Raw genomic sequence first — 13,016 nt, forward strand, 5'->3', positions numbered from 1 at the left:
ACGGCACGCGAGGGACGGGCGGCGGCCGGATGGAGGTGCCTGCGGCCATCGTGTCCGCGGGGGACCGGCGGGGGCATGATCACCGCGGGCGGTCAGGAAGCGTTCAGGTGACCGATGGCACGGTCGCCCCCATGACCAGCGAACTCTCCGAGACACCGAAGCCCGCGCGGGACGTCGGCGGTCCCGCCTGGCACCCGCGACTCCGCCGTCTGAACAAGGTCCCCGAGGTCACCGTCTACTTCTGGATCATCAAGGTCCTGTGCACGACGGTCGGCGAGACCGCGGCCGACCTGCTCAACGAGAAGGCCGGGCTCGGCCTGACGGGCGTGTCGGTGCTGATGAGCGCCCTCCTCGCGGTCGCCCTGGCCGTCCAGTTCCGCACGCGCGCCTACCGGGCCGGCGCGTACTGGCTCGCGGTGGCCCTGATCAGCGTCGTCGGCACGCTGATCAGCGACAACCTGACCGACAACGTGGGCGTACCCCTGGAGACCAGCACCGCCGTGTTCGCGGTCCTCCTCGCGGTCGTGTTCGTGGTCTGGCACCGGCGGGAGCGGACCCTCTCCATCCACAGCGTCGACTCCACCAGCAGGGAGGCGTTCTACTGGCTGGCCGTTCTGTTCACCTTCGCCCTCGGTACCGCGGCGGGCGACCTGGTCTCCGAGCGTATGGACCTCGGTTACCGGCTCTCCGCGGTCCTCTTCGCCCTGGCCATCGCGGCCGTGGCGATAGCCCGCTTCACTCTCGGCCTGAACGCGGTGTGGAGCTTCTGGACCGCCTACGTCCTCACCCGCCCGCTGGGTGCCTCGATCGGCGACTACCTCTCCCAGCCGTCCGGCGACGGCGGCCTCGGGTTCGGCACCGTCGCCACGAGCGGGCTCTTCCTCGCGGTCGTCCTCGGCCTGGTCATGTACCTGACGGTGACCCGCAAGGACGTCGCGGAACCGGCGCGCGAGCCGCGGCGGGCTGCCTGAGCGGGCCGGCGGGCGTTCAGGCAGCGTTCAGGCGATCGTTGGCAGGGTGATCCACCACGACCGTCCAGCGCGCTCGGCCGTATGCCCTGGGGGCGTCCGTCCTCTCCGCGGGGACGGGCGCCCTCCCCCACGAACAGGAGTGTCCGACCTTGGAGAACCCGGAAGTCCTCACCGACTCCGACGCCGCAGGAACGAGCGGGCGGGCCGCGACCACGGCCAAGTCGGTGATGAAGAAGCTCCCCGAGGTCACCCTCGCCTTCTGGATCATGAAGATCGCGGCGACGACCCTGGGCGAGACGGCCGGTGACCTCTTCGCCCAGACCCTGAAGCTCGGGTACTTCCTCACCACGACCGCGCTGTTCCTGATCTTCGTGGTGACCCTGGTCGTGCAGCTGCGCTCCCGGCGCTACAACCCGTATCTCTACTGGACGGTCATCCTGTCGACCAGCATGGCCGGCACCACGATGTCCGACTTCATGAACCGCGACGCCAGCGCCAGGTACCTCCAGCACGGCGCCACCTCACTGGGCTGGGGACCCCAGGGCCTCGGCCTCGGCTACCCGACGGGCGCGGCGATCCTGATCTCGCTCCTGGTCGTCATCTTCGCCGTCTGGAAGCTGACCGGAATGACCTTCGTCATCCGTGACATCGTCAGCTTCCGCGGGGAGGCGCTGTTCTGGTCGGCGATCCTCGTCTCCAACACACTCGGCACCTCGCTGGGCGACTTCCTGTCCGACAGCTCGGGCCTCGGCTACGCCGGCGGGGCGGCTCTCGTGACCGGCGTCCTGCTGGTGCTGCTGGCCCTGATGAAGGTGCCCGCGGTGCCGAACGTGCTGCTGTTCTGGATCGCCTTCGTGCTGACCCGCCCGCTCGGCGCCACCGCCGGCGACTTCCTGACCAAGCCGGTCGCCAAGGGCGGACTCGACCTCGGTACGGCCGGTTCGTCAGCCGTCCTGCTGGCCGTGCTGCTCGGCCTGACGGCGTACGCCCACGCCCGGGAGCGCCGCGACCGCGCCTCGTCCCCGGCCCTGCCACCGGAGACCGGCGGGCACGACCGGCTCACCGAGCGGTCCGGCTGAGCAGAGGACCCGGGACCACCGCCGACCGCTCCGCTACCGTGCCCGCTCCCGGAGTTCGCGCAGTTCGGCGGCGGCCTCCTCCTGGCGGGGGTGGTTCAGTTCGCGGAGCGCGTCGTGGGCGGCGAGCAGGGTCTCGTGGGCCTCGTCGTAGCGGGCCAGCCGGCCGAGGACGATCCCGAGGTCGAGCCGGGTGGGTTCGGCCCAGGCCGCCATGTTGACCGTCTCGAAGGTCTCCAGCGCCTGCCGGAGCGGCAGTTCGGCCTCCGCCCAGCGTCCCAGCGCCGCGAGGTCGTTGCCGATGTGCTGACGGGCCGCCCCGAGGTAGGCGGTGATCAGTTCGGCGGGCGCCCCGGACACCTGCGCCTGGCAGATCGCCTCGCTGCGCCGGTGCATGGCCAGGGCCTCCTCGGCGTCGCCCGCCTGGCGCAGGTGGATGCCCAGCAGGTTGAGGCTGGAGAGCTCGGCCAGGCGGCCCTGGGTGGAAGTCTCGTCGGCGAGGCAGGCGGCGGAGTCGCGCAGCCGGGCTATGGCTTCCTCGACTCGGCCGGTGCGACGCAGCGCCGACGCCCCGTAGCCCAGCGCCCAGCCCGTCTGGAGCCGGTCCCCGATCTCACGCGCCACCGCCAGGGCGGCGTCGGCGGCGACGAGGGAGGCATGCGGATCATGGACGCACGTGTTGTACGCCCAGGCCAGGAAGTTGAGCTGAACGGCCTCGTCCCGCCGGCTGCCCAGGGCGCGGGCCGCGTCGACCCCGCACCGGAACACCTCCACCCACAACTCCCAGTGCTGGTTGAGGTCGGAGAACCAGTGCATCGCCTCGGCCGTGTCGAGCACCTGCCGGTGCCGCCCCGCGGCCTGCGCCCGGTGCAGGGCCGCGAGCCACTGGGTCCGCTCGGCCTCCAGCCACGCGCGGGCCTCGTCACGGTCGGCGGGCGCCCCGGCGGGATCGGGATCGTCGTCCGGGGCGTCCCGGTGGCGGTCGGCGTCGAAGCGCAGCGCGGCGGCGGTGGCCCGGCGCAGCATCCACCGCGCCGTGCGGTCCAGCGCGGCGCCGACCACCGCGCTGCCGTCCTCGGCGGCCAGCTGTTCGGTGGCGAAGAGCTTGACGAGGTCGTGGAAGCGGTAGCGCTCGGCCGTGGCGTCGGGCTGGAGCAGACCGGCGTCCGCCAACTCCTCGGCGTACCGGGCCACTCGACCGACCGGCAGATCGGCCAGCAGGGCGGCGGTCTCCGGGCTGAACTCGCCTCCGGCGGCCAGGGAGGCCCGGCGCAGGACGGTCCGGACGGCCGGCGACAACTGCCGGTAGGACAGGGCGAAAGCCGCCCGCACCTGGAGATCGCCGACCTGGAGGGTGTCCAGCCGCCGTCCCTCCCGGGCCAGTTGGGCGGCCAGTTTGCCGATGCGCTCGTGGGGCCGGCCGGCGAGACGCTGCCCGGCGATCCGTACGGCCAGGGGCAGGCAGCCGCACAACTCCACGAGGTCGCGGGCGGCCTGGGCCTCCTGCCGTACCCGCTCCGGGCCGACGATGAGGCCCAGCATCTCGACGGCCTCCTCCCGCCGCAGCAGCGCCAGGTCGATCCGGTGGACCGCCTCCAGACCGGCCAGCGCGTGACGGCTGGTGACGATCGTCAGACAGCGCCCGGCGCCGGGCAGCAGCGGGCGGACCTGGTCCTCGCTCGCCGCGTTGTCCAGCACCAGCAGCAGCCGCCGGTCGCGGACCACGGACCGCAGGAGTCCCGACCGGTCCTCGGCCGAGGCCGGGATCGCGCGCTCGGCCACGCCGACCGCCCGCAGCAGCGAGCCGAGGGCGTCGCGCGGGGTGGTCGGCTCCGGGTCCATCCCGTGCAGGTCGACCGCCAGTTGCCCGTCCGGGAAGTGCGGCGCGAGACGGTACGCGGCGTGCACGGCGAAGGCGGTCTTGCCCAGGCCCGGCTGACCCGACACCACGCTGACCGGGGAACAGGCGGGGGCGGCGCCCTCCACCAGGGCGAGCAACCGGGCCAGGGCCGGCCCGCGAGCGACGAAGTCGCCGATGTCCCGCGGCAGGGCGAGGGTGTTGTGGGCCCGCGGCCCGACGGCCGGCCGCGGACGGGGCCTGCCCAGGCAGGCCGCCCGTTCCAGCTCGGCGGCGGTGTCCTCGTCCAGGCCCAGCCCGGCGGCCAGGGCCTGTACGGTGCGCCGCTGCGGTCCCCGGGAGCGGCCCCGCTCCAGATCCGCCAGCGCGCGCACGCTCACCCCCGCGGCGTGAGAGAGCCGCTCCTGGCTCATCCCGGCGCGCGTGCGCAGGGCCACCAGCATGGGCCCGAATGCCTCGGCGACCGGTTCGGCGGCCGTCCCGCCCCTGTCGTGTCCCCCTTGCGCGGCCTGGTCCGGGCCCCTGCCGTGTGCCCTCTGCGCGGCCTGGTCCGGGCCCATGTCGTGTTCCCCTTGCTCGGCCCGGCCCGGGTCCAGTCGCGTTCGCGCTGCTCGGCCCGGCCCGGGTCGCTGTCGCACGTCCCCCGTTCAGCCTGGTCAGGGCGTGGAGACGATCTTCCGGCAGAAGTATGACGGGCCGTAGATCCGCCGGGGGAACTGCCTGGTGCCGCAACGGGCCTGACTGATCAACTTGTTCTGCCCACACAAGAGGCCGGCCCGCCCGCGGATCCCCGGCATCGTCCGGAACGGCGGCCGTCACGGCCCCCGCGTCCGGAGGGCCGACACCGGGGCCGGGGTGATCCGAATCACGTCGTCCGCACGCCCATGAAGGAGAGGAACGCGTGGAGAAAGCCAACCATCTCGCCTACTGCCGAGCGGGCGTACGGTTCTACGACCACCCGCGCGGCTCCCGGGCCGGCACGCCGTTCCCGGCCGCCGAGCGCCCCGCGCCGGCCGGCTGGCGCCGCGTCGAGAACGCGAACTGGGTGTACCTCAGCCCCGAGGACGCCCGACTCCCCGACCAGGGCTGGAAGATCCACGTGTCGGCCACGGCCGACGACGCGGCCGAGATCATCGACGTGGTGTGGGACTACTGCCTGTCCCGTTCCCTGACCTTCAAGTTCCTGCCGAACCAGCGGGTCCACCAGTCCACGAACGGCAAGTACGCGCCCCGCGGCAGCAGCGGCAAGCTCATCACGCTGTACCCGGTCGACGACGCCGACCTCAAGGGCGTCCTCGAGGAACTGGAGCCCCTGCTCAGCGCGTACCGGGGCCCGTACATCCTCAGCGACCTGAGGTGGCGGCGAGGGCCCCTCTACCTGCGCTACGGAGGCTTCGCCCGCCGCGAATGCCTGTCCGCGAGCGGTGAGCGGACGGCGGCCGTCGCCCGCCCCGACGGGGTACTCGTCCCCGACGAGCGCACCCCGGTCTTCCGGATCCCCGACTGGGCGCCGGTACCCGACTTCGTCGCCGAGCAGATCGCCGCCGGACGCGCGACCGAGGACGAACCCGCCTTCCCCTACACCATGGAGAAGGCCCTGCACTACTCCAACGGGGGCGGCATCTACCTCGCCACCGACAACTCCACGGGGCAGCGGGTGGTACTGCGCGAGGCCCGCCCCCTGGCCGGGCTGGACGGCGCGGGCGACGACGCCGTGACCCGGCTGCACCGGGAAGCCGAGACGCTGCGCCGCCTCGCCCACCTGACTTGCGTTCCCGCGCTGCTGGGCACGTTCACCGCCTGGGAGCACCACTTCCTGGTGCAGGAGTACATCGAGGGCCGGACGCTTCAGCAGTTCACGGCCACCGAAAACCCGCTGACCGCGCCGGGCCGCGACGCACGGCGGCGCCAGGAGTACGTGGACACCGTGCTGGACATCCTCGACCAGCTCGAACGCGTCCTGGAGGACGTCCACGCCACCGGAACCGTCTTCGGCGACCTGAGCCCCAGCAACGTGATGATCCGCCCCGACGGACGCGTCGCGCTCATCGACTTCGAGATCGCCTACCGGCCCGGCACCGACGACCCGGACCCCAGCATCGCCACCCCCGGCTTCGTCGCCGCGCACGCCACCGGCTTCGACCGCGACCGCTACGCCCTGGACAGCCTGCGGCTGGCGCTGTTCCTGCCGCTGACCACGACGCTCGACCTCGACCCGGCCCGGGCCGGCCGGCTCGCCGACGCGGCGGCCGGACTCTTCCCCCTCCCGGACGGGTGGACCGACCGCGTACGCGACGCGCTGACCCCTCCCGGTGTCACGGCCCGCACCGACCGGACGGCGGACGACCTGTTCGCCGCCGCCGCGGACGACCCCGGCTCCTCGGCCGCCCGCGAACTGGAGCGGGCCCTGGTCACCGCCATCCGGGCCAGTGCCACCCCCGAACGTACCGACCGGCTCTTCCCCGGCGAGCCCGGCGCCCTGCACGACGGCGGCTACACCCTCGCCCACGGCGCCGCGGGCGTCCTGTACGCCCTGACCGCCACCGGGCACGAGACCGACCCCGCACACCACGAGTGGCTGTGGCAGGCCGCCCACCGTGCCGGACAGCCCCGTCCGGGCCTCTACGACGGCCTGCACGGCGCCGCCCACACCCTGAGCCTCCTGAACCGCCCCGACCAGGCCCTCGACCTGCTGGACCGAGCCGCCGACCGCACCACCGACGCGACTCCGTCCGGCCTGTACGACGGGCTGGCGGGCATCGGACTCAACCTGCGCCGGCTCGCCCGGGCCCTCGACACACCCGCCCTGCACACACAAGCCCTGGAGACCGGCGAGCGCCTCGCCGCACGACTGGGCGGGGTCAGGCGGGCCCCCGCCGGCCGCACCGGGCTCATGCGCGGCTGGAGCGGACCGGCCCTGCTCTTCCTCGGCCTGTACGAGGACACCGGCGAGAGCCGGTACCTGGACCTGGCGCGCCGGGCCGTCCAGCTCGACCTAAACCGCCTCCCCGGCACCGCCACCACGCCCGCACCGAGCGACGGAACACGACCGGCGCCCACCCTCGGGGCCGGCCGCGCGGGCGTCGCCGTCGCCCTCGCCGCCTACCTGCGGCACCGTCCCGAGGAAGCGCTCACCGACACCCTGGACGCCCTGCACACCGCCCTGGACCTGGACTTCACCGTCTACAGCGGGCTCCTCGCCGGACGGGCCGGCCTCGCCGCCGCCCTCGCGCACAACCGCGCCGCCGAGCGTGATCCCCGACTGGCGGCCGCCCTCACCGGCCACCTGCGCGACCTCGCCTGGCACGCGCTGCCCCACGAAGGCGGCATCGCCACCTTCGGCGCCCAGAACATGCGCCTGTCCATGGACCTGGCCACCGGTACGGCGGGCGTCCTCCACGCCCTGCACACCGTCGCCGGCCGCCTGCCCGTCCTGCCCCTGATCCCCCGCCCCTGAGGAACGAGAGGACCGATCGTGACCGCACACGCCCCACCACCGCGGAACGCCGACGAGACGCACCACCGAAGACGCCGCACACCGGCACGGGGCAAGTGGCCATAGCCCCGTGACACCGGGCCGTCCCCGACGGCTCACCTTCCCTGTTCGTTCACGTCACAAGGAGAACCTCCATGAACGCGATCCTCGACCTCCAGATCCTCACCCCGCAGGCCGACTCGGAGGAGCTGGACGGCGCCATCGGTCAGAGCAGCACCATCTGGTTCTGCCACACCGACGTCAAGTAAGCGGTGGTTCCGGCTGACACCGGAACGGATCTGACCGTCTGAACCGACGGCGGACCAGGAGGGGGGCGGGCCGATCGGCCCGCCCCCCACCAGCATGAGCCGGCGACGGCGCGGACGTTCCCCGTCGGCGCGCAGCGAGGAAGGCGGGAGTTCGACGACAGGGCCTGTTACTCCGTTCGTGGACCGCGACTTGACGGGGTGTCACACGGCGAGGGGCGAGTCGGGTTCGGTGGCGGCGCCAGCGGGCCCGGGCCCGGTGCGATACCGCTGCGCCACCGCCGCGAAGGCGGCCTTGGGTTCCCATTCCATGTCGGGGTAGGTCTGCCCCCGGCTCCCTTCGCGGAGTTTGACGATGCCCAGGCCGGCCCGGTCCAAGTCGTCCCTGGGGTCGCCGTCCGGGCGGTGCGGGTAGCCGGCCAGAGCGAACAGGAACACGAACGCGCTGTCCACGCCCTCGGTCTCGAAGACCTCCAGCAGTTCGCTCAGATACGCGGCCTGGCCGGCCTCGTCACGCTCGTATACGTCCTTCAGCCGTACCGGGGCCCTGGTCTGCGGGTCGTACTCGACCACTTCCAGCACCCGTCCGCCGCGGTCTCCCGCGCCGCGGTAGGCCGCGGTGCCGAATCCGGTGACGGCGAGCGGCTTCGGGCCTTCGGCCAGGGTGCGCACCGCGTCCCGGAACCGGTCGGCGACCTCGGCGGAGCGGATCAGCTCGAACGTCATCATGTCGAAGGGAGTCCAGTCGACCTGCTCGAACTGGATGGACGCGTAGGTGAGTCTGCCCCGGAAGCGCTCGCGGACCGTGGCCGCGGCGTCGCCGAGGAACGCGTTGACGCGCACACCGAGTTCACGCATCGCCTCGGCCCGCCGCTCGGGTCGGCCCATCAGCTCCTCGACCCGCTCCTCCGGGCTCTCTCCGGGCAGGAACCCGCGGTTCATCACGCTCAGCTCGACCCCTGCGACGAACACGACGACGGCCCCCCGCTGCCGGAGCCGTTCCGCTCGCTCGGCACAGTCACGGAAGAGCGCGAGGATCCGCTCCGGTTCCAGCTCCAGCGGATAGGGCGAGAACCAGACCTCCAGGCCGAGTTCGGCGGCGGCACCGGCGGCCGACTCCAGCCGGTCCGGGTCGCCGCCGATGATCTGGACCGCGTTGCAGTGCAGGTCGTCGCGGATGATGGCGAGCTCGCGCCGGACCACCGCGGGGTCGAAATGCTCGCGGGATATCCGGCCGTGCACGACGAATCCGGTGTCGTAGGTCATTCCTCTTGCCCGCATGGCGACGTCCCCTCTGTCGATCTCGGTCGAAGCGAGGCTGACAGGAAAACTGCGTGCACGCAAGTTTGCCTGAGCGCAAGTTTGCGTGCGCGCATCGATGTGTGGAACGCTGGCACCGTGACGACACCACCACCAGGGCTGCGGGAGCGTAAGAAGCAGGCCACACGCGAGGCGCTGCGCGAGGCGGCCCTGCGCCTGGCGGTTGAGCGCGGACCGGACCAGGTGCGGGTCGAAGACATCGCCGAGGCGGCCGGGGTCTCGCCGCGCACCTACAACAACTACTTCGCCAGCCGCGAGCAGGCGATCGTCTCCGCTGTCACCGCGGACCGGGAGGCGCGGATCGCGGCGGCGGTCGCGGCCCGGCCCACCGGAGTGCGCCTGGCTGACGCCGTCACGGAAGCAGTGGTCGAGCAGTACACGCACACCGGTGAGCGCGAACAGCAGGCGCTGCTGTTGATCACCACCCGGACCGCGCTGCGCGACGCGTTCCTCGACACCACCGCCGGCATCGAGCGCCCTCTCACGGCGGTGCTCGCCGAACGCCTGGACGACACCGGACCGCACACGGCCCGCGTCCTCGCGGCAAGCGTGGCCGCGGCGGTGCGCATCGCGCTGGAAGGCTGGCTCCGGCCGGCCGGGAACGCGGAGACCGCCGGGAGCTTCGGCGCCGGGGGACTGGTCGTGCCCTCCGGCTCACTGCCCGACCAGCTCCGCGCGGCGCTGGCCCCGCTCGCGCCCGCGTTCGACGCGGCCGAGCGACGCACCCAGCCGTGAAGCCGACCCGACCGGGACATCCGCTGGACGAACAGCGGTCCCGGAACACGCCGATGCGCCCAGCCGGCGCCGGCACCCTACGACTGGAGGACTAGCGCGGCGCCCGCGCGCCAGGAGCGCTCAACTGTCCGCCCCGGCCTCCCGCTTGCGCCCGCGCGGCACGTAATCGCTGAAGAGGTGCCGACGCCGCACGGATTGCCTGGCCCAGGTGCGCAGTTTCGGGTCGGGGTCCTCCAGCAGACCGACCGCCGCCCGCAGCGCCACGATACCCCCGCGCGCGTCGAGCAGCCGGAACGCGCCGACGCGAACGTGCCGCGGCCGTTCGGAGCCGGTGCGCTCCAGCAGCCAGTCGTCGGGCAGCTCCTTCACGGAAGGCAGCAGGGCGAGAACCGCCTCCCGGACGACCCCTGCCGCGGAGTCGTCGAGGAGCGGCCGCAACCGCCGCACGTCCACGCGGTCCAGCGTCCGCAGCCCCGCCACCGCCCGCGCCCGCACCCCGGCCACCGGGTGCGCGAGCAGGGGCCACAGCAGCCCGGCGTCCGTGTGGTCCCCGCACTCGGCCAGCCCGATGACCGCACCGGGCGCCAACCCGAGGCCGTCCGGCGCCGAGCACCGCTGCCGGTACCAGGCCGCCGGATCACCTCCCCACTGCCGTACGACGTACCGGGCGCAGGCACGTACGAGCGCGGACCGGTCGCTGAGGAACGGCTCCGCCTGTCCCGGCCGCCCTGCCCGCCGCAACGCGGTGACACCGGCCGAACGGGTACGCGGGTTGCGTGCGGACAGCAGAGGAGGCAGCACGTCCTCGAAAGGGTCCCCCTCCCGCAGGGCCGTGAGCGCGGCTGTGGCGCACAGGTCCTGGACCACGGTGTCCGCGTCCCGGGCGGCCGCACGGGCCAGTTCGGCGGGACGGAGCAGCCGGCTCTCGACGGCCAGCCGGTACGCGAACCGCCGGACGGTACGGTCGGAGTCGGCGAAGAGGGGAGCGAGCTGCCCGTGGGACGCCCGGCGCAGGACCTGTTCGAGCAATTCGACGCCGAAGGCACCTCTTTCCCGGCGGCCGACGCGGAGGACGAGCGGTGCGAGGCCGGGGGCGGAGTCCGCGTCCAGGGCCGCGCGCAACAACTGCCGGGCGCGTTCGCGCACCGGGCCGGCCCAGTCGGCGCAGCGGATCACGACCAACGGCAGCAGAGCCGGGTACCGGGCCGACGGGCGGACCGCCTCCTGACGGACCCGCCCGTCGCGGTGGCAGAGGGCGAGTGCGAGCCGGGACTCGCCCAGCCCGGTCAGGTCGGCGGGCAGCGGGGCGGACTCTTCCCACTCGGGCAGGGGCCGCGGGCTGTACCAGGCCACCTCGCGCACTCCCGCGTCCAGCGCGAGCCAGTCACCGGGGTCGGCGACGTCGAGCGTGCTGCGCAGCGGCGCTCCTCCCGCGAGCCGCGTCGCCGCCGCGCTCCCGTCCGTGACGTCGTCAAGCATTCCCGCCCCCTCCGGCAACCGTGGCGAGTGATCGTATTCCGCGTGCGGGGCCCGTCACGGCCCGGCCCCTACCCGGGGCGCGCGCCCGGTCCCCAGCACCTTCCTGGTGCCGATCCGGCGGCCGGTCTTCGTCTCGTACACCGTGACGTCGTACCGGCCCTGCCTGACGTAGCGGACGTAGCCGTGGTTGTAGCGGCACCCGCCATCCTCCCGGCTCGGCGCCCTCCGAGCAACGGCATGGCGGTGGCCCGCGGGTGGCAGGGAGAACCAGCCGGGGCGGAGGTGCGTTCCGGACAAGGCCCGGTCAGTTGTGGGGTGTTGGGGTGTGCGACGGACCGGTCGGCGGTACGGTCGGCCCCGGCGCGGCGCGGCGCGTGCCCGTGCGCGTACGCGTGCCCGTCCGGACCGGGGGAGGGGGAGCGGGTGGATCCGTCGCAGGTGCTGGCAGAGGTGGCGGCCTCGTGGGAGCGGCTGGGGCCGTATCTGACCGGTCTCGGCGGAGCGCCCAGGGAGCGGTTGGTCTCGGCCCTGGAGGGGCTGCGCGCGGCGGGCGCGGAGGACGAGCGCCGCGGCCACGCCGCACAGGCCGCGCGGCTGGTGCTCGACTGCCTGCCGCCGGAGGAGGCCGGGAGCCTGGGGGACGCGGACGACATCCGTTACTCCGGGCCCGAGCGGAACGTCACCGTCCACGGTTTCGGCGCCACCGATCTCGCCGTGCTCCTGATCGACGGCAGCCCCATGGTGGGTCCCGTCCTCGGACCCGTGCGCGCGCGCCTGCTGGCACAGCCGGCGCTGGACGACGCCGACGTACGGACCCGGGGCGGTGATCCGACGGCCCCCGGCCTGATCCGGCTGCCCGGCACCGGGGGGCGCGGGGTGCTGCCGCGTTTCCAGTTCCGCGAGGACGCGCTGCCGTGGCGGGTGGTGCTGGAGGTGAACGCGCTCCTCGACGCGGGCCGGGACCCGTGGGGAGCGGCGGACTGGTGGCTGTCGGACAACGCCTGGCTGCGTACCGCGCCCGCGTCCCTGCTGGGCACCGCCCGGGACGCGGAACTGGTCGGTGCGGCACGCTCGTTGGTGGAGGGGGAGTAGGGGTGCCGAACGTACCGCCGCCGGCCGCGCTGCCCGGCACGCCCACCAAGGTGACGCTCCCCGAGGGCACGGCGCTGTTCCGGGTGCACGGTTCGGCGCTCGCCGGAACCGCGTTCAACCCGGTCCCGGCCGAACGGCTCTACGGCGGCGGGCGCTTCGACGCGACGGAAGCCCGGCCCTACGCCTACCTGTACGCGGGACTGGCACCCGCGGCGGCGGTGTGCGAGTCGCTGCTGCGCTCCGTGCCGTTCGCCGCGGACGGCGGCCCCCGGCTGCTGCCGCGCGCGAGCGTCGCCCGGAGACGCTGCACGTTCCTGCGGCTGGTCGCCGACGTCACGGTGGTGTCGCTGATGTCCGGCGCCGACCTCGCGGCGGTCGGGCAGGACACCTGGCTGGTGCAGGCCGAGGCTGCCGAGTATCCGTGGACGCGGAACTGGGGGCACTGGATCCGCGACCGGACCGAGCCGTGGGCGCAGGGCTTCGTCTGGCCGTCGAAGCGGGAACCCGCCGACCGGGCCGTGATCTTGTTCGGCGACCGGTGCGCGACGGACACGGTCGCCGAGTCCGAGGAGCCGGCCGTCGACTTCGGCACGCCGGAGGGCGAGGACTGGCTGAACTCCGTACTCGCGCCCTATCACGCGCGGGTGGCGCCCTGAGCGACGGTCGTCCACGGCCGGTCCGGCGCCAGCCGCCACCCGTCGGTCGCCGCCGGTTAACCGCCACCCGTCGGTCGCCGCCGGTCAG

General features: G+C 73.7%; 9 protein-coding genes. 6 read left to right on the plus strand and 3 right to left on the minus strand.

Going from position 1 to position 13,016, the window contains the following annotated elements; all coding sequences use genetic code 11:
* The first annotated feature begins 131 nt into the window (after positions 1-131).
* A complete protein-coding gene (locus tag IF37_RS0119485; RefSeq protein WP_030744029.1) occupies positions 132-971 on the plus strand; it encodes a membrane protein in 840 nt (279 codons plus the stop codon).
* A 149-nt stretch (positions 972-1,120) separates the two neighbouring features.
* Positions 1,121-2,050: a hypothetical protein gene (locus IF37_RS0119490; protein ID WP_052845252.1), complete on the plus strand. Its 930-nt coding sequence runs from the start codon at positions 1,121-1,123 to the stop codon at positions 2,048-2,050.
* A 33-nt stretch (positions 2,051-2,083) separates the two neighbouring features.
* On the opposite strand, the gene IF37_RS0119495 is transcribed toward IF37_RS0119490, so the two are convergent.
* Entirely contained in the window at positions 2,084-4,465 is a 2,382-nt protein-coding gene (locus IF37_RS0119495) for a helix-turn-helix domain-containing protein (RefSeq protein ID WP_367647097.1), read from the minus strand.
* A 341-nt stretch (positions 4,466-4,806) separates the two neighbouring features.
* Between IF37_RS0119495 and lanKC the strand changes: the two genes are divergently transcribed.
* Positions 4,807-7,362 carry a class III lanthionine synthetase LanKC gene (gene lanKC / locus IF37_RS0119500; protein WP_037856773.1) on the plus strand — a complete coding sequence of 852 codons (2,556 nt, stop codon included), beginning with the start codon at positions 4,807-4,809 and terminating at the stop codon, positions 7,360-7,362.
* Between the two features lie 488 nt (positions 7,363-7,850).
* Here the strand turns inward: lanKC and IF37_RS0119510 are convergent, their stop codons facing one another.
* Positions 7,851-8,912: a hypothetical protein gene (locus tag IF37_RS0119510; RefSeq protein WP_052845255.1), complete on the minus strand. Its 1,062-nt coding sequence runs from the start codon at positions 8,910-8,912 to the stop codon at positions 7,851-7,853.
* A 132-nt stretch (positions 8,913-9,044) separates the two neighbouring features.
* Between IF37_RS0119510 and IF37_RS0119515 the strand changes: the two genes are divergently transcribed.
* Complete coding sequence (locus tag IF37_RS0119515; RefSeq protein WP_030744045.1) at positions 9,045-9,701, plus strand: TetR/AcrR family transcriptional regulator; 657 nt, start codon at positions 9,045-9,047, stop codon at positions 9,699-9,701.
* 120 nt (positions 9,702-9,821) lie between these two features.
* On the opposite strand, the gene IF37_RS0119520 is transcribed toward IF37_RS0119515, so the two are convergent.
* On the minus strand, positions 9,822-11,180 hold the full coding sequence (locus tag IF37_RS0119520; protein ID WP_030744047.1) for a hypothetical protein: 1,359 nt from the start codon (positions 11,178-11,180) through the stop codon (positions 9,822-9,824).
* A gap of 423 nt (positions 11,181-11,603) precedes the next feature.
* On the opposite strand from IF37_RS0119520, the gene IF37_RS0119530 reads away from it, so the two are divergent.
* Positions 11,604-12,272 carry a hypothetical protein gene (locus IF37_RS0119530; RefSeq protein ID WP_030744053.1) on the plus strand — a complete coding sequence of 223 codons (669 nt, stop codon included), beginning with the start codon at positions 11,604-11,606 and terminating at the stop codon, positions 12,270-12,272.
* Positions 12,273-12,274: 2 nt separating this feature from the next.
* Complete coding sequence (locus tag IF37_RS0119535) at positions 12,275-12,928, plus strand: RES family NAD+ phosphorylase (RefSeq protein WP_037856774.1); 654 nt, start codon at positions 12,275-12,277, stop codon at positions 12,926-12,928.
* The last annotated feature ends 88 nt before the right edge of the window (positions 12,929-13,016 follow it).

The organism is Streptomyces sp. NRRL S-31 (assembly GCF_000718775.1).
Taxonomy (GTDB): domain Bacteria; phylum Actinomycetota; class Actinomycetes; order Streptomycetales; family Streptomycetaceae; genus Streptomyces.